This is a genomic window from Pseudomonas sp. Z5-35, assembly GCF_051131945.1.
GTDB lineage: Bacteria > Pseudomonadota > Gammaproteobacteria > Pseudomonadales > Pseudomonadaceae > Aquipseudomonas > Aquipseudomonas marvdashtae.
Window position 1 is genome coordinate 3,219,559 of the sequence record NZ_CP071640.1, and the last position, 24,895, is coordinate 3,244,453.

21 protein-coding genes are annotated in these 24,895 nt (G+C 62.8%); 4 read left to right on the plus strand and 17 right to left on the minus strand.

Going from position 1 to position 24,895, the window contains the following annotated elements; all coding sequences use genetic code 11:
- The first annotated feature begins 113 nt into the window (after positions 1–113).
- On the plus strand, positions 114–1,034 hold the full coding sequence (locus tag J3P95_RS14660) for a MurR/RpiR family transcriptional regulator (RefSeq protein WP_434557530.1): 921 nt from the start codon (positions 114–116) through the stop codon (positions 1,032–1,034).
- A 32-nt stretch (positions 1,035–1,066) separates the two neighbouring features.
- The gene (locus J3P95_RS14665; protein WP_434557531.1) at positions 1,067–1,678 is read left to right on the plus strand and encodes a glutathione S-transferase N-terminal domain-containing protein; all 612 of its coding nucleotides are present in this window, start codon (positions 1,067–1,069) and stop codon (positions 1,676–1,678) included.
- Between the two features lie 480 nt (positions 1,679–2,158).
- Here the strand turns inward: J3P95_RS14665 and hcnC are convergent, their stop codons facing one another.
- The 3 genes from hcnC to hcnA are packed head-to-tail and all read right to left on the minus strand — an operon-like array spanning position 2,159 to position 5,134.
- Positions 2,159–3,412, minus strand: coding sequence for a cyanide-forming glycine dehydrogenase subunit HcnC (gene hcnC / locus J3P95_RS14670; RefSeq protein ID WP_434557532.1), 1,254 nt, complete (start codon positions 3,410–3,412; stop codon positions 2,159–2,161).
- On the minus strand, positions 3,405–4,814 hold the full coding sequence (gene hcnB, locus J3P95_RS14675; RefSeq protein ID WP_434557533.1) for a cyanide-forming glycine dehydrogenase subunit HcnB: 1,410 nt from the start codon (positions 4,812–4,814) through the stop codon (positions 3,405–3,407). The genes hcnC and hcnB overlap by 8 nt, the downstream gene beginning before the upstream one ends.
- On the minus strand, positions 4,811–5,134 hold the full coding sequence (gene hcnA, locus J3P95_RS14680; protein WP_434557534.1) for a cyanide-forming glycine dehydrogenase subunit HcnA: 324 nt from the start codon (positions 5,132–5,134) through the stop codon (positions 4,811–4,813). Before hcnA ends, hcnB begins: the two co-directional genes overlap by 4 nt.
- A gap of 281 nt (positions 5,135–5,415) precedes the next feature.
- Between hcnA and J3P95_RS14685 the strand changes: the two genes are divergently transcribed.
- Together J3P95_RS14685 and J3P95_RS14690 are read left to right on the plus strand one after the other, a co-directional pair.
- The gene (locus tag J3P95_RS14685; RefSeq protein WP_186640034.1) at positions 5,416–6,099 is read left to right on the plus strand and encodes a response regulator transcription factor; all 684 of its coding nucleotides are present in this window, start codon (positions 5,416–5,418) and stop codon (positions 6,097–6,099) included.
- Entirely contained in the window at positions 6,077–7,462 is a 1,386-nt protein-coding gene (locus tag J3P95_RS14690) for a sensor histidine kinase (RefSeq protein ID WP_434580788.1), read from the plus strand. Before J3P95_RS14685 ends, J3P95_RS14690 begins: the two co-directional genes overlap by 23 nt.
- Positions 7,463–7,478: 16 nt before the next feature.
- Here the strand turns inward: J3P95_RS14690 and J3P95_RS14695 are convergent, their stop codons facing one another.
- The 14 genes from J3P95_RS14695 to J3P95_RS14760 form a co-directional block, all read right to left on the minus strand.
- Complete coding sequence (locus J3P95_RS14695; protein WP_434557536.1) at positions 7,479–7,727, minus strand: DUF1652 domain-containing protein; 249 nt, start codon at positions 7,725–7,727, stop codon at positions 7,479–7,481.
- Positions 7,728–7,965: 238 nt separating this feature from the next.
- Positions 7,966–9,450, minus strand: coding sequence for a PAS domain S-box protein (locus J3P95_RS14700; RefSeq protein WP_434580785.1), 1,485 nt, complete (start codon positions 9,448–9,450; stop codon positions 7,966–7,968).
- 82 nt (positions 9,451–9,532) lie between these two features.
- Positions 9,533–10,612: a tartrate dehydrogenase gene (locus J3P95_RS14705; RefSeq protein ID WP_434557538.1), complete on the minus strand. Its 1,080-nt coding sequence runs from the start codon at positions 10,610–10,612 to the stop codon at positions 9,533–9,535.
- Positions 10,613–10,652: 40 nt separating this feature from the next.
- Positions 10,653–12,110 (minus strand): NAD-dependent succinate-semialdehyde dehydrogenase, encoded by a 1,458-nt coding sequence (locus tag J3P95_RS14710; RefSeq protein WP_434580783.1) that lies wholly within the window; start codon positions 12,108–12,110, stop codon positions 10,653–10,655.
- Positions 12,111–13,158: 1,048 nt separating this feature from the next.
- Positions 13,159–14,316 (minus strand): acetylornithine deacetylase, encoded by a 1,158-nt coding sequence (gene argE, locus J3P95_RS14715; protein ID WP_434580781.1) that lies wholly within the window; start codon positions 14,314–14,316, stop codon positions 13,159–13,161.
- A complete protein-coding gene (locus tag J3P95_RS14720; RefSeq protein WP_434580779.1) occupies positions 14,313–15,467 on the minus strand; it encodes an NAD(P)/FAD-dependent oxidoreductase in 1,155 nt (384 codons plus the stop codon). The genes argE and J3P95_RS14720 overlap by 4 nt, the downstream gene beginning before the upstream one ends.
- On the minus strand, positions 15,464–16,840 hold the full coding sequence (locus J3P95_RS14725; protein ID WP_434557542.1) for an FAD-dependent oxidoreductase: 1,377 nt from the start codon (positions 16,838–16,840) through the stop codon (positions 15,464–15,466). Before J3P95_RS14725 ends, J3P95_RS14720 begins: the two co-directional genes overlap by 4 nt.
- Positions 16,822–17,130 carry a (2Fe-2S)-binding protein gene (locus J3P95_RS14730; protein ID WP_434580777.1) on the minus strand — a complete coding sequence of 103 codons (309 nt, stop codon included), beginning with the start codon at positions 17,128–17,130 and terminating at the stop codon, positions 16,822–16,824. The genes J3P95_RS14725 and J3P95_RS14730 overlap by 19 nt, the downstream gene beginning before the upstream one ends.
- Positions 17,127–18,971, minus strand: coding sequence for an ABC transporter ATP-binding protein (locus J3P95_RS14735; protein ID WP_434580775.1), 1,845 nt, complete (start codon positions 18,969–18,971; stop codon positions 17,127–17,129). Before J3P95_RS14735 ends, J3P95_RS14730 begins: the two co-directional genes overlap by 4 nt.
- 1 nt (position 18,972) lies before the next feature.
- Positions 18,973–19,848 carry an ABC transporter permease gene (locus J3P95_RS14740; RefSeq protein WP_434580773.1) on the minus strand — a complete coding sequence of 292 codons (876 nt, stop codon included), beginning with the start codon at positions 19,846–19,848 and terminating at the stop codon, positions 18,973–18,975.
- Positions 19,845–20,801, minus strand: coding sequence for an ABC transporter permease (locus J3P95_RS14745; RefSeq protein WP_186615531.1), 957 nt, complete (start codon positions 20,799–20,801; stop codon positions 19,845–19,847). Before J3P95_RS14745 ends, J3P95_RS14740 begins: the two co-directional genes overlap by 4 nt.
- A gap of 42 nt (positions 20,802–20,843) precedes the next feature.
- The gene (locus J3P95_RS14750) at positions 20,844–22,487 is read right to left on the minus strand and encodes an ABC transporter substrate-binding protein (RefSeq protein WP_434557546.1); all 1,644 of its coding nucleotides are present in this window, start codon (positions 22,485–22,487) and stop codon (positions 20,844–20,846) included.
- A gap of 98 nt (positions 22,488–22,585) precedes the next feature.
- On the minus strand, positions 22,586–23,860 hold the full coding sequence (locus tag J3P95_RS14755; protein ID WP_434557547.1) for an NAD(P)/FAD-dependent oxidoreductase: 1,275 nt from the start codon (positions 23,858–23,860) through the stop codon (positions 22,586–22,588).
- Positions 23,861–23,893: 33 nt separating this feature from the next.
- Positions 23,894–24,562: a haloacid dehalogenase type II gene (locus tag J3P95_RS14760; protein WP_434557548.1), complete on the minus strand. Its 669-nt coding sequence runs from the start codon at positions 24,560–24,562 to the stop codon at positions 23,894–23,896.
- Between the last annotated feature and the right edge of the window lie 333 nt (positions 24,563–24,895).

Sequence of the window (24,895 nt, forward strand, 5' to 3'; positions counted from 1 at the left end):
TCTGCCGCTGATTTTCCCAGCGCCTACGCTGTAGACTGCCACCAGCCAACCTATTGTCGAGGGCCTACCCGTTTTCCGGGGTGCCCTATAAGAACAAGCCAGAAGGATTTTCTATGACCCGCCCCGATCTGCCGGCGCCGTCCGAGAGCGCGTCCGAAGCCGCCCTCCCCAGCCCACCGGTCAACGCCGAGCGGCTGTTGCAACTGATTACCGAGGAATACGAAAGCCTGCCGCGCCAGCTCAAACGCATCGCCAGCTACATGAGCCAGCAAAGCGACCGGATCATGGTCGACCGCATCAGCGACATCGCCCGGGAGTGCGAAGTACACCCGTCGGCCATCGTCCGGTTTTCGCAACGCTTCGGCTTCAGCGGCTTCAGCGAAATGCAGGCGCTGTTTCGCGAGGCGTACACCCACAAGACCACGCCGGTACAGAACTACCAGCAACGTATTCGCAGCATGATCGCCAACAAATCGCAGAAGGCCAGCGCCGGCGACCTGGCACGCGAATGCGTCAATGCCACGCTGTCGGGCATCGAGCGCCTGGGGCTGGAGCTGGACGACGTAGCGTTCGAAAAGGCCGTCGATCTGGTGGTCAACGCCGATAACATCTACGTCGTCGGTGTACGCCGCTCATTCGCGGTGGCCGATTACCTGGTCTACAACCTGCAACACACCAACAAGCGCATTCATCTGGTCTCCGGCCTGGGCGGCAGTTATCGCGAGCAGATGCGCAGCGTGCGGGCCAACGACCTGGTCATCGCCATCAGCTTTACGCCCTACGGCAAGGAAACCCAGCATTGCCTGCGCATCGCCCAGCATCACCAGGCCAAGACGCTGATCATCACGGACAGCAACCTGTCGCCCCTGGCCAAGCGGGCCAACGCGGTCTTGCTGGTGAATGAAGGCAGCTCGTTCGCGTTCCGTTCCTTGAGTGCCACGTTGTGCCTGTGCCAGGCATTGTTCATTGCCGTGGCGTACCGGCTGGAACTCAAGGTCGATGAAATCCATGAACAGGTCGGGTTCGAGGATTGATCCTGACCTGACAAACCGCTGAAGGAGGATCCATGAAACTGATCGGCATGCTGGACTCGCCCTATGTGCGACGCGTCGCCATTTCCGCCAAACGCCTGGGAATTGTCCTCGAACATGAATCGGTCTCGGTGTTCAGGCACTTCCAGCACTTCCAGAGCATCAATCCGGTGGTCAAGGCACCGACCCTGCTGCTCGACGATGGCTTGGTGCTGATGGATTCCACCTTGATCATCGACTATCTGGAGACCTTGGCCGGCCCCGGAAACAGCCTGATGCCGACCGAGCCAGGGCAACGGTTGCGATCGCTTCAGCTGATCGGCTTGGCGTTGGCGGCGTGCGAGAAGTCGGTGCAGATCTATTACGAACGCACGCTGCGACCGACGGAAATCCAGCACGCGCCGTGGGTCGAGCGGGTATCGGGCCAGCTGCTCGCAGCCTACGAGGCGCTGGAACAGGCCCTGGAGAAACAGCCGCTGCCCACCGATGGCTCGCTCGATCAGGCCGGTATTACCGTCGCGGTGGCGTGGAGCTTCACCAATCTGCTGGTCGCTGATCAGGTGCAAGGCAAGGCGTTCCCGCAGATCAGCGCGTTTACCGTCTATGCCGAAGGGCTGGAGGCGTTTGTCAGCACGCCGATGGAATAACCGATGGGAGCGAGCAAGCCCGCTCCCATCGTAATGCTGTTCACTTAGGGCGATCGACAAATCCGTGGCGAGGGAGCTTGCTCCCGCTGGGTGACGCAGTCACCCTAAAACCAGGCACCGCGGTGCAACAGGTAAACTCTGCCAGCCGGATTTACGACTGCTGCGCAGCCGAGCGGGAGCAAGCTCCCTCGCCACAGAAGCCTGTGCGTCCCAAACCCTGTGTACCCTCTGGGGAAACATGTCGCTGACACACTCCCACCAATCGGAATAGCACTCCCTCGCCACAAGGGATTGCCATGCCACGAACTTAAAGACCGAACGCAATCCCGTGGCGAGGGAGCTTGCTCCCGCTGGGTGACGCAGTCACCCTAAAACCAGGCACCGCGGTGCAACAGGTGAACTCTGCCAGCCGGATTTACGACTGCTGCGCAGGCCTATCATTCTTCTTAAATGAACCGCATTGCGCTCCCATCGGCATTTTCAGGCCAACGCCATTGCCTTCTTCTCGGCAGTCATCTCGAACCGATCCGCCAGGAACGGTGTGATGTCCAGCGGCAACGGTTCGTCGTTCACCAGTTTATCCAACAGCACGCCGGTAATGGCCGAGGTGAGGATGCCGGTGCGGAAATGTCCGCAAGCGTTGAGGTAACCCTGCGCGCCGCGCATCGGCCCCAGGATCGGCAGCTCATCGGGTGAGCCGGGACGCAGGCCGGCCCAGGTGCGTTTCAAGTTGATGTCGGCCAGCTGCGGGATACAACGCACCGCACCTTGCACCAAGCCTTCGATCTCGGGGTAGGTGGTGGTCACGTCGAAGCCTTTGTCCTCCGTGGTGCTGCCGATCAGGATTTCGCCGTTGTCTTTCTGCGCCACATAACAATCGCTGGTGGTCAGGCAGCCCTTGAGGATCTTTGGCATGCGCTCGGTCAGCAGGATCTGGCCCTTGACCGGCTTGACTGGAATCCGCACGCCCGTGGCCTGCTCGCTCAGATCCGCGGCCCAGGCCCCGGCGGCGTTGATCAGGGTCTGGCAACTGAACGTCCCGGCCTCGGCGGTCTTCACGCCCGTCACCCGAGTCCCGCTACGCAAGACTTCAGTCACGTTAGTGTTGAAGAACATATCGACGCCGTTCTGCCGTGCGCCCTCGGTGTAGGCATCGGCCAGGCGGAACGGGCTGACCTGGTGGTCGCACAGGAACTCCAGCGCGCCGCGGGCCTCATGGCTGACATTCGGCTCGGCCTCGCGCAAGGCGGCCTGGTCGAGCCAACGCACCTGATCGGCCAGATGAGGAATGCAAGCAACGATGTGCTCGGCGTACAAGCGGTCCTCATCGTCATAGATCACAAACTTGAGCCCGGTCTCTTCGAACTTGAAATCCATGCCATGGCGGTCGATCAACTCGCGGTGCAACTGCGGGTACAGCGCATTGGACTGCAAGGCGAAATCGAAAAACGAGGCGGGTAAAATGTGCGGTGTGCTGGCATCCACCGCCACGGCGGCGCCCTGGGCCTGGCGCTTGCGATTGGCCGACATCATGCGAAAGAAAATCACCCCGCAACCCAGGCCCACCGATTCGCCGATGGCCCACAGGCCACCGGCCGATGCGCGGGTGGCGTTGCCGGGGCGCTTGGCATCGATCAGGGCGATCTTCAGGTGCCTGCGTTTGGACAGCTGATAGGCACAGGAAGCGCCGATCACACCTCCACCCGCAATCACTACGTCATAGTGTCTAGTCATCGGAAACGGCCTCCATGGCGACGTTCTGGAACGCTGAAAAAGGAATCGGATCGATGGGGAAACGCGGCCGCAGCCAGCCCACATCGGCGCGCCCGGTGGCTTCGCGCAACCGGTCGGAGCAATAGCCGACACACATGCGCCCCTGGCAATCGCCCATGCTCACGCGGGTTCGCATTTTCAGGCTGGCCATGTCTTGCACGCCCTGCTCCAAGGCGCGATCAATGTCGGCGCGCGTGGCATGTTCGCAGCGACAGATCACCGTATCGGCGCTCGGCAGCGTCGTTTGCCCGGCCCCGCGTCGGGTGTAGCGATCGACAGCGGCGCGAAAGCGGATAATCCGATCCAGTTGCGCTTGGTAACGCTCGCGCTGCTTCAGAGCCGCGGGCGCATCCAGGACCTCGCGTTGCACCAAAGCCGACAGCGCCGCGATGCGCCCGCTCAGCATGGCGGCTTCACCGCCGCGAATCCCGCCCATGTCGCCCGCCAGATGAACATGGGCCTCGCTGCCGCGCTGCCAGGCATCGGACACGGCTCGCAGGTAGCCGTCCTCGCTGAAGCCATGCTCAAGCCCCATCTGCTGGCTCAATTGGGTGCGCGGGATAAACCCATACCCGACCGCCAGTGTCTGGGCCGGCACCTGTTCGGCGCGCGCGAGGTCCGGCGCCCAATCACCGGAATAGGGCGCTACGGTTACATTGCTCAACTCCCCTTCGCCCTGGGCCCGCACCACGCCCCAACCGTAACGCACGGGAATGCGATGCCGCTTGAGATAGGCCAGCATGCCCAATCCATCGAGAAACAGCTGCGGCTTGTTCAACAAAGCCAAGCTCTGCCTGGCAATCTTGCCAAAGGCACAGGCCTCGTAGACACCCGCCACGGCGACGCCCGACGCGTGCAGCTGACAAGCCACCAGCGGCAGCAGCGGTCCGGTCCCCGCAATGACGACCGGGCTTGGCGGTTTTACCACCCCGCTCTTGATCTGCAACTGCAGGCCGCCGAGCATCATCACGCCCGGCAGCGTCCAGCCCGGGAACGGCACGCTGCGCTCATGACAACCGGCCGCCAGGATCAATTGCGAATAGGCAACCTCACGCAGCCGCTCGTCGGCGTCCAGCAGCATCAGAGCCCGGAAACCTTCGGCGCCGATGACACGGCTGCCCAATCGCACGTCGATCAAGTCGGCGTGACGCTGGAATTGCCCATGGAGTTTCTCCAGCGCTTGGCTGTAACGAGGCCCCAGGTAGTCCAGGCGCACACCATCGCGCAGCGGCCCGCGATACACCACCCCCCCCAGGCGCGGTGCTTCCTCGAGCAACGTGCAGCGAACCCCGTGGGAGGCCAGCTCGATGGCTGCCGCCATGCCCGCCGGCCCGCCGCCGACGATCACTGGATCGAGGTTCATGGCGCCTCCGTCTCGGCAATGCGGTTGGCCCGGGTTTCGATCTGCATGCCGGGTCGCACCAGGGTCTGGCAAGCGCGACGCTTGTGACGGCCGTCGATCTTGACAAGGCAGCATTGGCAGACGCCCATGCCGCAGTAGGCCCCGCTGATCTGGCCATGGTCGTTGCGCGCCACCTGGCGCCGCCCCACGGCCTGGATCACGGTCAGCACGGTTTCGCCTTGAGCGGCATTGACCGTCTGCCCGTCCAGGCGCACGGTCATGTCGGCCTGTTTCAACGGCTGGATATCGTAGTGTCGGTGTATGAGTTCTTGAGGTTGCATCGTGCTGCACTTCCTTGATAGTTCAGTAGGCCTCGGCTCCTTGCGGAAAGCCATTACTACCCGGCGTCATTGCCCCGCCAGCGACTGCGCGCCAAAACGGGGCGGCGGACGCAGCATGCTGGTGCGTGCCGGAACAACGTTAGGGAATATTTGTGACGAAGTGTTGATCCAGGCCAGTAAATCCCTATGTCGTCTCCCATGAAGTTTTTTTCAGAAAGCCGACAGGTATTATTTGGCAGAATGCTGCGCAGTCGCTCCAATTTCCTCATCCGGAACTGCCCATGAACCGCATCCTGACCATCGAAGACGACGCCGTGACCGCCCGTGAGATCGTCGCCGAACTGACCCGCAACGGCCTGGACGTCGATTGGGTCGACAATGGCCGCGAAGGCCTGGAACGGGCCGTCAGCGGGGACTACGACCTGATCACCCTGGACCGCATGCTGCCCGAGCTCGACGGTCTGGTGATCGTCACCACGTTGCGGACCATGGGCGTGGCCACGCCGATCCTGATGATCAGCGCCCTTTCCGATGTCGACGAACGCGTGCGCGGCCTGCGCGCTGGCGGCGACGATTACCTGACCAAGCCGTTTGCCACTGACGAGATGGCCGCCCGCGTCGAAGTGCTGCTGCGGCGCAACAATGGCGCCCGCGAACCGGAAACCGTGCTGCGGGTGGCGGACCTGGAGCTGAACCTGATCAGCCGCGAAGCCAGCCGTAACAGCCAATTGCTGAGCCTGCTGCCCACCGAGTACAAGCTGCTGGAATTTCTCATGCGCAACAGCGGCCAGATCCTCTCGCGCATGATGATTTTCGAGGAAGTCTGGGGTTATCACTTCGACCCGGGCACCAACCTGATCGATGTCCACATCGGTCGTCTGCGCAAGAAAATCGACCCGCCGGGCCTGGAACCGCTGATCCGCACGGTACGAGGTTCCGGTTATGTCATTGCTGAACCCCGCTAAGGGCTGGCGCTCCTCCAGCAGCCGCCTGCTGGCGCTCTACAGTGCGCTGTTCGTGATCTGGAGCGCGATCCTGATGGGGGTGATGTATTACGAGGTATTCGGCTACCTCGACAGCCTCGCCAAGCATTCGCTGATGCAACGCCAGCACCTGTTTGCCCGCATCCACGGCGATCAATTGGAAGACGCGCTGATGGCCAGCCTGACCCTGGATGAGCGCGGCGTCGACGCCTACGGCCTGTTCGACCCGCAACTGCGCCATTTGAGCGGGCCGATCCTGCGCATCCCCGCCGACCTGCCCCTGGATGGCAAGATTCATATGCTCGGTGGCTGCGTCGATTCCGACGATCCAGGCGTGCCGTCCGACAGCTGCGATGCGGTAGCGACCCGGACCCAGGACGGTCGCTGGCTGGTACTGGCACGGGACAACGGCTCGCTGTTCGCGGTGACGCGGATCATCCTGCACGCCTTGTTCTGGGGCGTGTCGCTGACCATCCTGCCAGGCGTTGCCGGCTGGCATCTGCTGCGCCGCCGTCCGCTGCGGCGCATTCGCGCCTTGCAGGCGAGTGCCGAAGCAATCGTCGCCGGCGACCTGAAGCATCGCCTGCCGCTGTCGAGTCGTCGCGATGAGTTGGACATGCTGGCCGCCATCGTCAATGCGATGCTCGACCGCATCGAACGATTGATGAATGAAGTCAAAGGCGTGTGCGACAACATCGCCCACGACCTGCGAACACCGCTGACACGCCTGCGCGCCCAGCTTTATCGCATCCAGCAAGAGGCGGCGGACGGCTCTGCCGAAGCGCTGCAAATGGACCAGGTGATCGCCGAGACCGACACGCTCATGGCGCGATTTCGCGGCTTGCTGCGAATTTCCGAGCTGGAGGACCAACAGCGCCGCTCTGGCTTCGTGCGCCTCGACCCGTTGCCGCTGTTGCAGGAATTGCACGACTTCTACCTGCCACTGGCTGAAGAAGGCGAACTGGTCTTCATCCTGGAATTACCCGACAGCCTGCCCTTGCTCAACGGCGATCGCGCCTTGCTGTTCGAAGCGGTGTCAAACCTGTTGAGCAACTCGATCAAGTTCACCCCGCCGGGCGGCAAGGTGATCCTGCGAGGCGTCGATCAGGGCGACAGCACGCGCATCGAAGTACTCGACTCCGGCCCCGGTATCCCCGAGACAGAACGCAAGGCGGTGTTCCGGCGTTTCTATCGCGCCGAGGGCAGCAGCCAGCACGGCGGATTCGGCCTGGGCCTGTCGATCGTCGCCGCAATAGCCAGCTTGCACGGGTTCACGCTGGAGGTGGATCGCAGCGAGTCGGGAGGCGCGCGCCTGGTGCTCGATTGTCGGGCGACGCTGCTCTGATCATGCGCTCTATAACTCAGGCCGGATCGCTGCGATGCAACGGCGTGTTGTACAGCTCATAGCGCAGTTCATCGATCAGCTTGGCCAGGCTTTCTTCAGATCGGATGCTTTCCACGCTCATGCCGCTGACCACCAGGTCAACCTCGCCGCTTTCTTCGTGATACAGGCGGATGGTGAGCGTGCCATCGCCATTGAGGCTGCATTCGCAAGCCAGTGGCGCAAAGCTTTTTTCGAGTTGGGCGCGCAGGGGAGCCAGATGAGTCATGGCGTGCACCTCAGCTTCGAAAGCGCAAATGACCCGTGGACGATCCCGGCCTGATGGCTCGGGCAGACGTCCTGTCGTTCTCGATCTTGAAGGGTTCAGTGCACATCGTGGCGTATTCCTTGACTGTTTCGTGGGGACGCGGCATCAACTGGAACGCTGCACCCTTCAGCCTAAGGACGTTACAGCCCGAGCAAAACCCGTATTTGCACCAGTACGCCAGGTGCATTTGCACTGGCTATCATGGTGCCTTCATCCGCCATTCGTTGGCGAACAAGCCGCGTTCCCGCGCCCACACAATCGCCTCGCTGCGGCTGTGGACGTCGAGTTTCGAATAGAGAGTCGCCACATGATTGCGCACGGTATTGGGGGCCAACTTCAAACGCGCGGCAATTTCCTTATCCGCCAGTCCCTCGCAAATCAGCCCCAGCACATCACGCTCCCGGGCCGTCAGTTCGGTGAAAGACGTCGCCGGCGACTGCGCGTTGATGCTTTTCACATTGGCCAGTTTTTCGATCAGGGTCCGGCTGAACCATGACGCGTCCTTCATCACTTCCTCGATGGCGGCCACCAATTCCAGCTCCGAGCGCTTGCGCTCGGTGATGTTCATCAGCACCAGCAAGTAGCACGGTTTGTCCTGGATGAGTACGGTATCGGCGGCTACTTCGCAATCGATCTGCTCCCCGCCTTTCTTATGCACCTTGACGTCGACGCTGGACACCGCGGCAGCCTTTTCCAGTCGGGCAAAAAGCGCCGCCCCGGCGTCCTTGTCGAGAAAGCCGATTTCCTCCACGGTCTTGCCCAACAGTTCCTCGCTGGCGTATCCGCTGGCCTGAAGAAAAGCCTCGTTGATTTCCAGCAGTTGCTGCTCACCGCTGCAGATCAAGGTCGGCACCGGCGACAGGCGGAACGATTTGGCAAAACGCTCCTCGCTCTGGCGCAGTGCGGTTTCCGCCTTGCGTCGTGGTTCCATGTCCATGAAGGAAAACAACATGCAATCTTCATCGTGCAGGTCCAGCGGCTGACCCGCGACAACCACCTGCTTGTTGGTGCCGTCAGGCAATCGCAGCTCGGCCTGCATCTGCGGAATGGTCGCGCCCTGCCCCAGCCGCTCGATGGCCAGGGCGCGCTTCTCGGCCGCCTCGAGTACATCCAACTCGTACACCGAACGCCCGATCACCTGCTCGCGACTGTAGCCGGTCATTTCCAGGAAACCCGCGTTGACCTTGATGTAGCGCAGGTCGCTCAGACGGCAGATCACCGCTGGCGCCGGGTTGGCGCCGAAGGTCTTCTCGAAACGCTGTTCAGCGCTGGCCCATTCGGTGGCGTCGCTGAGAATAAGCACCAGGTATTCCGGTTCGTCGTTGCGGTCGGTCAGCACCATGCCGCGGATGCGGTGCACCCAGGTGCGATCCGGATCCGCCGCCGGTGTGACTTCCACCAGCACGTCACTGAATTCATCGCCGCGCGCCACGCGGGCGATCGGGTAGTTTTCCTCGGACAGCGAATGATTGTTGCGGTAGCGCAGGTTGAAGCGTTTGGCGTACGCCTTGGCATTGCGACCCAGCTCTTCAAGTGCCTTGACGCCGTGCATGGTCAAGGCGGCTTCGTTGGCCCAGGCGATGGTCTGGTCGACCTCCACCAGGATCACGCCGTCAGACAGCCCGGCGATGATCTGCAGCAATTGGCGACGATTGGTATCGGTGTTCGGGACGCCCTGATTCATTGGGTCTCCATGTGTCATAACGTTCAAGCACGGATGCGCTGAAGGTTACGACCACATGGGCTGGCGATCGTGCGCCAGGGCCTCAAAGCGCCGAAGCGATAGCCTTGCCGACGTCCTGGGTCGAGCCCTGCCCGCCCAGGTCCGGGGTGATCGGCCCTTGGGCAATCACCTGCTCGATAGCCTGGAGAATCCCGTCATGGGCCGCGCGATAACGCTCATCGCCATTGCCGAGGAAATCGAGCATCAGCGCGCCGGACCAGATCATCGCGATCGGGTTCGCGATGTTCTGCCCGTAGATGTCTGGCGCCGAGCCGTGCACCGGTTCGAACAGTGATGGAAAGCGTCGCTCCGGGTCGAGATTGGCCGACGGCGCAATACCGATGGTTCCGGCGCAGGCCGGGCCCAGGTCGGAGAGAATATCGCCGAACAGGTTCGAGGCAACTACCACGTCGAAACGGTCCGGCTGCAAGACAAAACGCGCGCAGAGGATGTCGATGTGTTGCTTGTCCCAGGTCACCTCGGGGTAGTGCTCGGCCATCAACGCAGTGCGTTCATCCCAGTACGGCATGCTGATGGAGATCCCGTTGGACTTGGTCGCCGCCGTCAGGCGCTTGCGCGGTCGAGCCTGGGCCAAATCGAAAGCAAACTTGAGGATCCGGTCGACGCCTCGGCGGGTGAACACCGACTCCTGCAAGACGAACTCATGCTCGGTGCCCTCGAACATCTTGCCGCCGACCGATGAATATTCACCCTCGGTGTTTTCACGGATTACCACGAAATCGATATCCCCCGCCTCTCGTCCGGCCAGCGGGCACGGCACACCTGGAAACAGGCGCACCGGGCGAATGTTCACGTACTGGTCGAAATCGCGGCGGAACTTGAGCAGCGAGCCCCACAGGGAAATATGGTCCGGGACCTTGTCCGGCCAACCCACGGCGCCGAAGTAGATCGCGTCGAAACCCCTGAGTTGCTCGAACCAGTCGGTGGGCATCATCTGCCCGTGCTCCAAGTAATAATCACAGTGGGCCCAATCGAGCACTTCAATGCTCAAGTCCAACTGCCACTTCTTCGCGGCCTGCTCCAACACGCGCAGGCCTTCGGGCAGCACTTCTCTGCCAATACCATCACCGGCAATCGCAGCGATTCGAAAGGGTTTGCTCATCAATCATGACTCCCAAGGGTCCGTTCAAACGATGGCCGCATCACAACCCACCGATGTGGAAGGCTTTGACTTCAAGGTATTCATCCAGGCCGTACTTGCTGCCTTCGCGGCCCAGTCCCGACTGTTTGATACCGCCGAAGGGCGCAACTTCCATGGAAATGATCCCGGTATTGAGGCCGATCATGCCGAACTCCAGCGCCTCACCGAACCGCCATGAACGGCGCAGGTCCTGGGTGAAGTAATAAGCGCCCAGGCCATAGGGCGTGGCATTGGCCAGAGCCAATGCCTCATCTTCGGTGGTAAAACGCATCAGCGGGGCAACGGGGCCGAAGGTTTCTTCGTTGGCCAGCAGCATCCCGGCATGGGCGTCGCCCAGCACCGTCGGCTCGACAAACTGGCTGTCGCCCCGGGGAATCGCACCACACAACAATCGCGCGCCCTGGCTCAGCGCATCATCGATATGCCGGGCGACCTTGCTCACCGCCGCCGGGTTGATCAACGGGCCGATCATGACATCGGCCTCAAGGCCATTGCCGACCTTGAGCTTGCGCACCTCTTGCACCAGGCGCTCGGCGAAGCATTCGTAGATACCGTCCTGCACCAGGATACGGTTGGCGCAGACACAGGTCTGGCCGGCGTTGCGAAACTTGCTTTGCATGATGCCGGCCACGGCCTGCTCCAGGTCCGCGTCGTCAAACACAATGAACGGCGCGTTGCCCCCCAGCTCCAGGCTCAGCCGCTTGATGTGCTCGGCGCTCTGGCGCATCAGCAGCCGGCCGACCGCCGTGGAGCCGGTGAAGGAAATCTTCCGTACCGTGGGGTTGCCGGTCAGCTCCTCGCCAATACCGGCGGGCAAACCGGTCACGACGTTGAAAACCCCGGCCGGAATCCCGACCCGCTCGGCCAGCACCGCCAATGCCAGCGCCGACAAGGGCGTCAGGTCTGAAGGCTTGACGATGACCGGGCACCCCGCCGCCAAGGCCGGCGCGCATTTGCGGGTGATCATCGCATTGGGGAAATTCCACGGCGTGATGGCGGCGCAGACACCCACCGGTTGCTTGAGCGTGAGCAGGCGACGGTCGCCGCTGGGGGCCGGTATGGTTTCGCCATAGATCCGGCGGGCTTCTTCGGCGAACCATTTGACGAAGCCGGCACCATAGCGAATCTCGCCCTTGGCTTCGCTCAGCGGCTTGCCCTGCTCATAGGTCATGATCAGCGCGAGGTCGTCGAAGTTGTCCATCATGGCTTGATACCAGCGCTCCAACAGCCCCGCCCGCTCCGCCGCCGGACGCGCCCGCCACGCCGGCCAGGCCCGCTCGGCGGCCTCGATGGCGCGCCGGGTCTCGCTGCCTTGCATCGCAGGGACGCGGGCGAGCACTTGGCCGGTGGCAGGGTTGATGACGTCGAGGGTGGCGCCATCGTCGGCGGCGATCCACTGTCCATCGATATAGGCCAGTTCCGCCAGCAGGCTGGGGTCTTTCAGGTGTTGTGTGAGCATGGTCGTGTCCTGTTCCGAGGTAGTTCCAGTCTAGGGAGACGCTGCGGCGCAGGATGCTGAAAGTGGGGTTTGGGCGGTGTTGGATGCTGAAGTTTTGGGGTGGGACGGCAGGCTATACCGAGGGGCTGTGGTTGCTTTGCTTTGTGGCTGGGTGTGGGTGTATATCCGTTTTTTGGGTGATGGCTGATTATGGTTTCGCTTTTACAGCGACTCACTTTCGAAGAGCGCGAAAGTAAGCAACGCGCTTTTGCCCCACCACTCGGCACCTCGCCTCGGCTCGGTGTGCCCTCGCTCCGGCATTGCTCCGTGGGCCCGCCGCGAAGGCCCATCCATGGGCCAGCGCGGCTATCCCGGCATCCATGCCGGGATGCCCACTGCGCAATACCTGCGTTCGGCCAGCGTGGTTAACGGGGCGCCGAGATCAACGTCCGCTGCGAGGCGGCCTTAGAGCCGACCTGGTTTGGGTGGGATTGCGTTTTTCCTGTGCGAGCCTGCTTGCTACGGAACTCAAAGAAAACGATGCCCCCGTGGCGAGGGAGCTTGCTCCCGCTCGGCTGCGCAGCGGCCGTAAAATGCAACCCTGCGATTATCCAGATACACCTTGCTGAATGGTTTTGGGTCTGCTGCGCAGCCCAGCGGGAGCAAGCTCCCTCGCCACAGGTTTATCGTTTGCTCTCGAAAGCGGCGTTTGCTTGTGCCAGTGAAGATCAGGGCACTTTCGTCATCCCGCCAACTGCAACTGCCAACTGCCATCGCGAGCAGGCTCCCACAGAAGAAACTCGATCCCAACCAAACCAGGTCGGCCCTAAGGCCGCCTCGCGGCGGACGTTGATCTCGGCGCCCCGTTAACCACGCTGGCTGAACGAAGGTATTGTGGAGGGGGCACCTCGGCATGGATGCCGAGCCTAGGCGAGGCACCAAGTGGTGGGGCAAAGGCGCTTTGGTTACTTTCGCGCCTTTCGAAAGTGACTCGCTGTAAAAGCGAAACCGTCAGCAGCCACAACAAAAAAAACGGATATACACACAAATCCATCAGCCAAAAAACAGCCTAAAGCCTCAAAGAACCCAACAACCCCGCCAAAAACCGCTCCCCCGCCTGCATCTGACTCACCTCGATAAACTCATCAGGCTTATGCGCCTGCTCGATCGAACCAGGCCCACAGACCACCACAGGCACATCCAACCGCTGCTTGAACAACCCACCCTCAGTCCCAAAGGACACCTTCGCCGTCCCCGTACCCGGCGCAGCGAAGCCGCTTAGAAAACGCACCGCCTCAACACTCGGATGCGTATCGAGCCCCGGATAGACATTCAACGTCTGGATCTCGATGTCCGCCACGCTCGAAAGCTTCTTCGCCTCGCGAACGATCACCTCGGCCTGCTCGCGCAGGTGCTCCAAAAATTGATCCAGATCATCGGCCGGCAGATTGCGCACTTCGAAATCCAGCGTGCACAGGTTCGGCACGATGTTCAGTGCCTTGCCGCCGACGATCTGCCCAACATGCACGGTGCTGTAGGGCACGTCGTAATCCGCATCCTGGGCGCCTTGCTCCTGTAATTGCTGCTGGCTGCGGCGCAACGCCGCGATGAAATCGCACGCCACGTGGATGGCATTGACCGAGCGTGGTGCCAGGGATGAATGGGCCTCCAGGCCACGGCAGTAGGTGCGGTAGGAGCCCTTGCCCTTGTGGCCCAGCACGAACTGCATGTTGGTCGGCTCGCCGATCACGCAGAGGAACGGCCGCACCGGCGCCAAGTGCAGCACGTCGAGCAGGCGTCGGACGCCCACGCAGCCGATTTCTTCATCGTGGGAAAGCGCCAGTTGCAGCGGCCGGGTCAACGAATGGTCGGCGGCGTCGAGCATGGCGTCGATAGCCAGGGCGATGAAGCCCTTCATGTCACAGCTGCCACGCCCATACACCCGGCCATCACGGAACGTCGCCTGGAACGCCGGGACGGTCCAGGCCTGCCCCGCCGCCGGTACGACGTCGGTGTGTCCGGACAACAGGATACCGGGTAGTTCCCGTGGACCGGTGCTGGCGAACAGGTTGGCCTTCTTGCCGCTTTCGTCCTTGACGATCAGCGACTCGATGCCCTTGCCCAGCAGCACATCGCGCACGTATTCGATCAGCGCCATGTTCGACTCCGAAGAGACCGTTTCAAACGCCAGCAGCCGTTCGAAGATGGCTTGCACACGGGGTTTCATGAGGCCTTGCTCCGTTGTTCGACGGATGGGGCGAACCGGCGGATGGAGAACGGTTCGATTGACGTGCTGGTGCTGCCGGTGCTGATCAGTTCGGCCATGACGTCACCGACGCCCGGGCCAAGTTGGAAGCCATGGCCGCTGAAGCCGAAGGCGTAGTACAAGCCGTCGACGTTGCCGCTGGCGCCCATGATCGGCAGGTTGTCGGGCAGGTAGCCTTCGATGCCGCTCCACACGCGGATGATGTTGAGGTTGCCGACGCCCGGCAGCAGGCGCCGCATCTGCTCCAGTTGGTTGAGAATGCTGCGCGGCTCGACGTAGGCGCGGCGGTTGAGCATGTCCGGCACGCGGCGATAGCCGCCGCCGATGATGATGTTGCCCCGTGGAATCTGGCGAAAATAGATCACTTCTTCAGGGATCTTGGTGAACACCCCGATCACCGTCGGCAAGGCGTAAGGCACCGGTTCGGTGACGGCCATTTGCGGGCCGTTCGGCGCCAGCGGCACCGGCTCGCCGAATTGTTCCGAGAGTTTTTGCCCCCAGGCGCCCGCCGTGATCAACAGCTGCGCGGCGCTGAATCGGCGGCCATCGGTGGTGGTGACGCCGAATTCACCGTTGGCCTTTTGTACCTCGGCGACTTCCGTGCGTTCCTCGATCCGCGCCCCAAGTCGTCGGGCCGCCCGGGCGAACGCCGGTGCCGCCAGGCGTGGGTTGGCGTGACCGTCGTGGGGCGCGTAGGAACCGCCCTTGACGTCTTTGCCGAGGAACGGGAAACGCGTATGCAGTTCGCTGCCTTGATAGATCTGCAAATCCAGCTGCCGGGCTTCGGGCGCGCCGGCGTAGGCTTGCAGCTCAGCGATTTCATCCTCGCGATAACACACGCGCAGATGCCCGCTGGGGATGAACTCCAAGTCGTCGTCGATCAACTCCGGCAATCGTTGCCACAGCGCAAAGGAACGGTTCGCCAATTCAAGCTGGCCAAGAAATCGCCCTTGGCGCCGCACGTTGCCGAAGTTCACACCGCTGGCGTACTGACCGATCTGGTCGCGCTCCAGCAAGATCACCGACTGGCCCCGTTGGCGCAGGAAAAATGCCGACGCCGAGCCCATCACCCCACCACCGACAATAATCACATCGGCCTTATCAACGGTCATGGCGTCACCTCCCGGGTCGACATCGAAAGCGGTTTGACCGGTGCCTGACCACGCTGACGCCCGACCTCTTGCACCGGCACCCCGGCGGCGGCGGCGATCACTTCGGCCCCGGCCTGGGAGCAATAGCGCCCCTGGCAGCGGCCCATGCCGACGCGGCTGAACGCCTTGGCCCGGTTGACTTCACAAGCGCCCTTTTCGCTGACGGTGCGGCGTAGCTCGCCGGCGGTGATCATTTCGCACCGGCAGACGATGGCTTCGTCCGGCAACGCCTTGGCCTGTGTCGCCGGCCAGGGGAACGCCTGGGCCAGGCCGAGGCGAAATGCTTCCATCACACCCAAGGCACGCCGTGCCTCGGCCATCCGTGCCGCGTCCACCGGTTGTTGCAGGTCGCTGAGCAAGGCCATGGCGACCAGGCGCCCGGCGTGCTCGGCGGCGTCCGCGCCACGGATCCGCGAGCCATCCCCCGCCGCATAGACGCCGCTGACCGTGGTCCGGCCCTCATCATCGGTTTCCAGCAGCCATTGCCCAGACGCCTCGTCGAAGCGCAGTCGACAGCCGGCCAGATCGGCCAGTTGGGTTTCCGGGCGCAGGTGATAACCGAGCGCCACCGCGTCGCAATCCACCGTCAGCGTCTCGCCGTTCGCGGTGCGCACGCGAACGCCACTCACGCCTGTGGCCGGCTCACCGAGCACCTGCAACGGCGAAACCCCGAGATGCACCGCGATCTTCGCCCGATACAACTGCGCCAGCAGTTTCATGCCGGTAAACAGCAATCCCGGACGCGCCATGAGTTTGGGCAAGGCCTGGATGCGCTTGCCCAGCGGCGAAGTGTCCAGCACCGCCGCAACCTGGGCCCCGGCTTTCACATACTGGCTCGCCACCAGGTACAGCAACGGCCCGCTGCCCATGAACACCACCCGGTGACCGATGGACACCGCCTGGGCCTTCAAGGCGATCTGAGCGCCGCCGAGGCTGTAGGTGCCGCCCAATTGCCAACCTTCGATGGGCATCAAGCGGTCGGTGGCGCCGGTGCAGAGGATCAGCGCGTCGTACTCCAGCGTTGAATGCTGGCCTTGGCTGACGCAGCACAATTGCCCCGGTGTCAAGTTCCAGACCAGGGTGTCGGGTCGGTAATCGATCTGTGGGCGCAGGCGATCGAAGCTCTCGTGCAGGTCGCGGGCCTTGTCGGCTTCGGTGCCGTAGAGCGTTGCGTAGTCGCGGGTGAACCCTTCAGGCTGGCGACGGTAGATCTGCCCGCCGTCACGCCGGCTCTCGTCGACCAGGACCGGTTTGAAACCCGCCGCGACCAAGGTCTGGGCACAACGAATGCCGGCCGGCCCGGCGCCGACAATGACTATCCGCGCAGTGGCCATACTGCCTCCGGTTGTTGAGTGATGATATCCAGCCCTTCGCGGACTTCTTGGGAGCAGGCGCGCAAGCGTTCGCCGCTGCGGGTCCAGACCCAGCAATCCTGGCACGCGCCCATCAGGCAAAAACCGGCACGGCTGCCCGGATCGAACTCCGACTGGCGCAGCGCCGGGCCACGGGTCAGCAAGGCAACCATCAGCGTGTCGCCCTGCAACGCTTCGATGAGCACCCCATCCACCTGCAAGTTGACGACGGGTCGACCCTGCTCGGCCAACCTCACAAAACGCGCGTTCATGCGTAGGCTCCCACGATCATGCTGTTTGAATCCTGTTGGCTCTTGAGCAGCTCGACGCTGTCGTGATGACAGAGCACTTCGCTGCCGCCGTCGATCACCTGTCGAGGTGGCGCGGTGTGGTTGCACAGGCCATCGACCCGCACCGGGCAGCGGTTGAGAAAGGTGCACAGTTCTGGTTCGTTAGCCTTTGGCCCCAACGGTGGAAGCGTGCCGCAGGTGGTGGCGCCGCAGGTTTCCAGCCAGCCCTGGCGCAGCTCCGGGACCGAATGAATGAGCAAATCGGTGTAAGGATGAAACGGCGCCTGGGCGAACGATTGTCGGGTACCCGCCTGGACCTTGTGGCCGCTGTACATCACCACAATGTCGTCGCACAAGGCGCGGACGGTGGAGATGTCGTGGCTGATGAACAGGTACGAAACGCCCAGTTGCTGGCGCAGGTCGCGCAACAATTCGAGGATCGCGGCGCCGACCACGGTGTCGAGCGCCGAGGTCACTTCATCGCAGAGGATCAGGTCCGGCTTGGCCGCCAGCGCCCGGGCCAAATTGACCCGCTGTTTCTGCCCTCCGGACAACTCGCTCGGGCGACGCTCGGCCAAGTCCCGTGGCAAACGGACAAGGTCCAGCAACTCGCCGATGCGCTCACGCAGAGCTCCGCCCTTGAGGCCAAAATACATCTTCAATGGCCGGCTCAAGATCGCGCTGACGCTGTGCATCGGATTAAGCGCGGTGTCGGCGTTCTGGAACACCATCTGGATGCGCCGGAACTGGTCGGCGGTCCGTTCGGACAAGCTGCCGCCCAGCGGCGCGCCATCAAATGTCAGCCCGCCGAGGGCCGGAGGCAGTAGCCCCGCCACCACCCGGGCCAGGGTCGATTTGCCCGAGCCGGATTCGCCGATCACCCCAATGGCCTGGCCTCGACGCACGGTCAGGTCAATGCCTTCGAGGACGCGGATCGCCGGCATGCCCTGCGCGTTCTTGTTGCCGTAGCCGGCGGTCAGGCCTTGGATGGTCAGCAGCGGCGCATCCTCGGCCACGCCGCAGGGCGGCCGGATCGTCGTGTCCGGCCGCGCCGCCGCCAGCAGGCTGCGGGTGTAGGCATGGACCGGGCCCTTGAGCAGCGGCGTGGTGGCGCTCTGTTCGAAGATCTGTCCGCCGTTGAGCACCACGATCTGATCGGCCATCTGCGCCACGACCGCCAGGTCATGGGAAACGTAGACCGCCGTCGCGCCACGCTCGCGCACCACGCGCTTGAAGGCGCGCAATACGTCGATCTGAGTCGTGACGTCGAGGGCCGTGGTCGGTTCGTCGAGCACCACCAGCAGCGGATCGCTGATCAGCGCCATGGCCGCCATCACCCGCTGCAGTTGCCCGCCGGAGACTTGGTGGGGGTAGCGCTGGCCGATGCGCTCGGGGTCGGGCAGCGCCAGGTCGCGGAACAGTTCGATGGCCTTGGCTTCGAGCACCGCCCGGCTGCCCAGGCCGTGGATCAAGGCGCCCTCCACCACTTGATCAATGAGTTTTTTCGCCGGATTGAACGCCGCCGCGGCGCTTTGGGCAATATAGGAGACGCGATTGCCGCGCAGCCGTTGCAGCTCGCCTTCGCTCAGCGCCAGCATGTCATGCTCGCCGATCCGCACCACGCCGCCGGCCAGCCGACAGCCACGCCGGGCATAGCCAAGCAGCGCCAGGGCGATGGTGGTCTTGCCGGAGCCGGACTCGCCAATCAACGCCAGCACCTCGCCTTTCTCCAGGGAGAAGCTGACGCCCTTGACGATCTCCACTTCACTGCGTTCGCCGCAGGCGACCACTCGCAGGTTTTCGACTCGAATCAATTCGCTCATCTCAATGACCTCCCGAACGTCGATTGCGCCGCGAGGACAGGCGGTCGATAAACAGGTTGACGCCAATCGTCAGGGTGCCGATGGCCAAGGCCGGAATCACGATCGCCGGCGCGCCCTGGTTGAGGCCGCCGATATTTTCCCGCACCAGCGAACCCAGGTCGGCGTCCGGCGGTTGCACGCCGAGGCCGAGAAAACTCATGCCGCTGAGCAACAGCACGATGAATCCGAAGCGCAGGCCCAGGTCAGCCAGCACCGGGTTGAGCATGTTCGGCAGGATCTCCACGCAGGCGATGTATAGCCGACGCTCGCCACGGGTGCGGGCCACTTGCACGTACTCGAGGGCCTCGATGTTCACCGCCATGCTGCGAGCGATGCGGAACGCGCCCGGGGTGAAACTCAGCACCGCCGTGCAAATCAACAGCGTCACCGAGGAGCCAAAGGCCGAGACCATGATCAGCGCGAGCATCTTGCTCGGAATCGAAATGAAGGCGTCCATCAGGCGGCTGATCAGTTCGTCCAACCACTTCGGCGACACCACCGAGAGCAGCGCGCAACTGGTGCCCAAACCGCTCGCCAACACTGCCGCCACCAAAGCCAGGCCGACGGTAAACCGCGCGCCCACCAGGATCCGGCTGAGCATGTCACGGCCCAAATAATCGGTGCCCAGCGGGTAAGCAGCGCTGAGGCCGTCGAAGACGTTGTCGGAGACCACTTCGCCCACGGGATGTGGCGCCAGCCAGGGGCCGAAGATCGCCACCAACAACCAGATCAGACACATCGCGGCACCGAGCAGGCCGAGCCAGGAGGTGCTATGGGAAACCTTGCCATAAGCCAGTTCAGGCGCGGCAGGCGGGGCTTTCACAATGAGATTGTTCATTGGTTTCTCAGCCTCGGATTGGACAGGATCGCGCACAGGTCGGCAATCAGCACCAGCATCAAGTAAGCCGTGCAGAACAGCATGGTGCAGGCCTGGACCAAGGCCATGTCGCGGTTCGTCACCGCGTCGACCATGAGGCTGGCGATGCCGGGATAATTGAAAATCGTCTCGACGATCACCACCCCGCCCAGCAGGTAGGAGAGGCTCAAGGCGATGGCATTGGCGATGGGACCGATGGCGTTAGGCAAGGCGTGGCGCAAGACCACCCGCATCGGGCTGACGCCTTTGAGGCGGGCCATTTCCACATAGGGACTGTCGAGCTGGTCGATCACCGCCGCCCGGGTCATGCGGGCCATTTGCGCGACGATCACGCAACACAGCGTCATGACCGGCAAGGCGTAGGTGCGCATGAATTGCAGCGGCGACGTGACCTCGCTTGAATAGGACAACGCCGACAACCAGCCGAGGTTGACGGCGAAGATCAGCACCGCCAGCGTGGCAACCAGAAACTCCGGCACCGCCACCATCGTCAGGGTGAAGAAGCTCAGCACGCTGTCGATGCGCCCGCCCCGGCCCATCGCCGAGCCGATGCCCAGGATCAGCGCCACCGGCACCGACACCAGCGCCGTGGCAGCGGCGAGCATCAGGGTGTTGGGCACGCGTCCGGCCATCAGCTCGCTGACCGGCACGGCGTTGGAAATCGACACGCCCATGTCACCGCTGAGCAGGCTGGTCAGCCAGTGCAGGTAACGCAACACCCCCGGCTGATCGAGGCCCATTTTCACCCGCAGGGCCGCCACTTGCTCAGGCGTGGCGAACTGTCCGAGGGACTGTTGCGCCGCGTCTCCCGGCAATACCGCCGTGATGGCGAACACCACCATCGAGACGATCAGCAGGGTTACGATCGCGGCGCCGAGGCGCCGGCCGATCAACCACAATGTGTTGCTATTCATCATCCGATCCTCTTGCCAGGTCGCGGAGCCAGATAACGCTCATCAAGCATCCAGCCAGACTTGCTCGGAGAACATGTAGCCCATGAACCCGCCCAACGGGTTGGTGCCATAACCCTTGATGCGCTGGTCGACGCCGTCGATGTTGCTGATGAACACGGGGATGCCGATGCCACTGTGGTCATGCACCAGCGTCTGCATGTCGGCGTACATCTTGCCGCGCTTGGCCTCGTCGGTTTCGCCCCTCGCCTGCACCAGCAATTGATCGAACTGCGGGTTTTTCCAGCCGGACTCGTTCCACGGCGCCGAGGACTGGAAAAACTGCGAGAACAGCATGTCGGCATTCGGCCGCGGGTTGATGTTGCCGAAGCTCAGCGGGTGCTTGGCCCAGTGGTTGGACCAGTAGCCGTCGCTCGGCAGCCGGTTGACGTTGAGCTTGAGCCCGGCTTCCTTGGCCGATTGCTGCAGCAGCACGGCGACGTCCACCGAACCGGTGGCGGCCGGCGAGCACATGACCGGCATGCTGATGCTTTCCATGCCGGCTTTTTTCAGCAGGAAGCGCGCCTTCTCGGGGTCGTAGGTGCGTTGTGGCAGGTCGGCATTGAAGAAGCGCGCGCCGGGGGCGATCGGGTGATCATTGCCGACCCTGGCGAAGCCCCGGAAGATCGCCGACTTGACCTGCTCGCGATCGAGCAGCAACTTCATCGCCTCGGTGAATTCCGGGCTCTGGCCTGGCATCTGGTCCTGGCGAATGATCAGGTCGGTGTAGTTGCCCGACGGTGAATCGACGACCCGGTGGCCGGCGCTGTCCTTGATGCGTGCGGTCGAACGTGGGTTGACTTCGTTGATGATCTGCACGTCGCCGGACAGCAGCGCGTTGACCCGTGACGGCTCATCCGCGATACCAATGAATTCGATCTCGTCCAGGTAGGGCAAGCCGGGTTTCCAGTAGTTGGCATTGCGCGCGCCGATGGAGCGCACACCGGGCTTGAATTCCTTGACCTTGAACGGACCGGTGCCGATGCCCTGGCTGAAATCACTGGTGCCCTCGGGCACGATCAACATATGGGAAACGGCGAGGATCGACGGCAGCTCGGCATTCGGACCGCTGAGGCGGATCTGTACTTCGTGGGTGCCGTTGGTCTTGACCTCTTCGAACTGCGACGCCAGTGGCAAGACCTTGGATCCGGTGATCGGATCCTTGTGCCGCATCAGCGAAAACACTACGTCCGCTGCCGTCAGCCCTTTACCGTTGTGGAACGTGACTTCCTTGCGCAGGGTGATCACCCAGAGCGTGGCGTCGGTGGTGTCGATGCGTTCAGCCAGTTCCAGTTGCGGCACCATGTGGCTGTCGAAACGGGTCAGGCCGTTGTAGAACATGTAATGGCGCACATAATCGGTGGACGACGAGCCTTTGGCCGGGTCCAGGGTGTCGGCGGTGGAACTGGTGATGCCGGCTACGCGGATACGTCCGCCGGGCTTGCCATTGCCGAGGCTCGCGGCGTCATCGGCCAACAGCTTGCCGGCCGCGCCAAACAAGCTGCCGGCACCTGCTGCGGCGACCCCGGCCAACCCCAGCATCTGCAATGCGTGGCGACGTGACATGCCGCGGTTGAGCCCTTCGAAAACACGCAGACTTTCTGTGCCGGTAATCAACTGGCCGTCGGTGCTGTTCTTATTGTCAGTCATGTCAGTTCTACCTTCCGCAAGTGATAGGGCTCGGTTGCGCACGGTCGACGCAACGGAATGTTGAAACGGCTGTTGAAACGTAAAGCGCTGCCTTGAAATCAGTGCAGGTAGTCCTGCAGGCGGTAATACGCGCCTACCAGCGGCAGGAACCAGGGCTTGCCGAAGTGCCCGGGAATCGCCGGCCAGTCGAGTTCTCGCCAAGGGTTTGCCTCGACTTTCCCGGCCATGACATCCGCCATGACCTGGCCCATGTGCACCGACATCTGCACGCCGTGGCCGCTGTAGCCCATGGAGTGATAGACCCCGCCGTGCTGGCCGGCCCTGGGCAGGCGGTCAGACGTCATGTCCACCAGCCCGCCCCAGCAATAGTCGATCTTCACGTCGGCCAGTTGCGGGAACATCTGCACCATCGCCGCCTGCAGCACCTTGCCGCTCTTGGCATCGGAAACACTGTCGGACATGGCAAACCGCGCACGACCGCCAAACAGCAGACGGCTGTCGGGGGTCAGGCGAAAGTAATTGCCGATCATGCGGCTGGTAACGTAGGAGCGGCGTGCCGGCAGCAAGCTGTCGATCAGCGACTGGGACAATACCTCGGTGGCGACCACGAAACTGCCCACCGGTACGATGCGCCGTCGGTACCAACCGAGCCCGCCTTGCTGGCAGGCGCCAGTAGCCAGCAGCACCTGGGACGCGTGCAGCACGCCTTTGCTGGTATTGACCTGATAGCCGCTGCCGCTGGCTTTCCAATCCTTCACTTCCACGCCCTGGAAGATCAACGCGCCGTGCCGCGCCGCCGCCTCGGCCAGGCCGACACCAAAGCGCCCAACGTGCATCTGCACACCGTTGCGCTGCAGCAGGCCACCGTGGAACTGGGCCGAATTGACCTCGACGCGAACCTCCTGCGCGGACAACAACTGCACCTCGGCGTCCACCTCCTTGCGGATCAATTCACAGGTGCGCGCCAACCCTTCATAGTGCATCGGCTTGGCGGCCAATTTGAGCTTGCCGTTGCGCGTCAGGTCGCAGGCAATTCCCTCCTGCTCCACCAGCGAGACCACGCTGTGCACGGCGCTTTCGTAGGCCTGGTAATACGCCCGGGCTTTCTCGGCGCCGAGGCTGGCGGTGAGCGAGGCGTAATCCTGGGCGACACCGGTGTTGCACTGCCCGCCGTTTCGCCCCGACGCCTCGCCGATCACCCTTCCAGCTTCCAGCACCGCCACGCTGGCGCCCTTCAAGGCCAGGGCACGGGCCGCGGCCAGGCCGGTGAAACCGCCGCCAACGATGGCGACATCGACCTGCCCGGGCAACCCGCCGAGCTGGGCACCGGTGAAGGCCGGTGCGGTATCGAGCCAATAGGACTCACTGCCCATGTCTAACCCCTTACCTTGAAGAGTGCGCTCAACTCAGAGCCCGACCAGACCGGGCAACCCGCCGATGTCCGGAATCTGGTGGTAGCCATAGACCGCATTGCCAGGTTGCTCGTGACCACGGGCGACGAAGGCCTTGTTCTTGATCTTCATGTCGTGGGCCGGCATCAGGTCGTAGCGAAAGCTCGACGACACATGCAAGACGTCCTCCGGCCCGCAGCCGAGGTTATCAAGCATGAATTCGAACGCCGCCAGACGCGGCTTGTAGGCCTGGGCCTGCTGGGCCGTGAAGACTTTGTGAAAAGGCGCGCCGAGCTTGTCGACGTTGGACATGATCTGGTCGTCCATCGCGTTGGAAAAAATCACCAGAGGGATCTTGTCGGCGATTTTCGACAGGCCCGCCGGCACATCGGCGTGGGGGCCCCAGGTTGGTACGGCGTCGTAATAGAGCTGGCCTTCGCTCCGGTATTCGACGCCCCAACGCTTGCAGACCCGCATGAGGGAGGTCTTGATGATTTCATCATACGGCCGCCAGTCACCCATCACCTGGTCAAGGCGATAAGCGGCGAAATCCTTGACGAACTGGTCCATCTGCCCGGCGTCGACGCGGTCGGCGAACAGCTCGCGCGTCATGCTGCCCATCTGGAAATTGGTCAACGTGCCGTAGCAGTCGAAGGTGATGTACTTGGGTCGAAGAAAGCTCATGTGTGCGGTCCTGGTTTGTTGTTGAAGGCATGACGAGGCAAACATTGACGCCGTTCGTGAAGCATCGGTGCAACGCTGCATCACGTTTTCATTACAACACCATGAGACCGTGGAAAAACCGTTAAAAAGAGTGGCCGCTTGGTACAAACCACCGTTTTGCAGGGCCCGCTCAGCAGACTTTGCGGGATGCTCCAGACACGGGCGTTGCACCCGTGTTCCTGTGGGTTCGAGGGCATTTATGGTGCGTAAAATGTCTCATCAGGGCAGCTTTTACGGCAGATTCTGCGCCACCGCGCGAGGGCCCGTGCGCGCGCGACCTCCGTCGGGGGACAG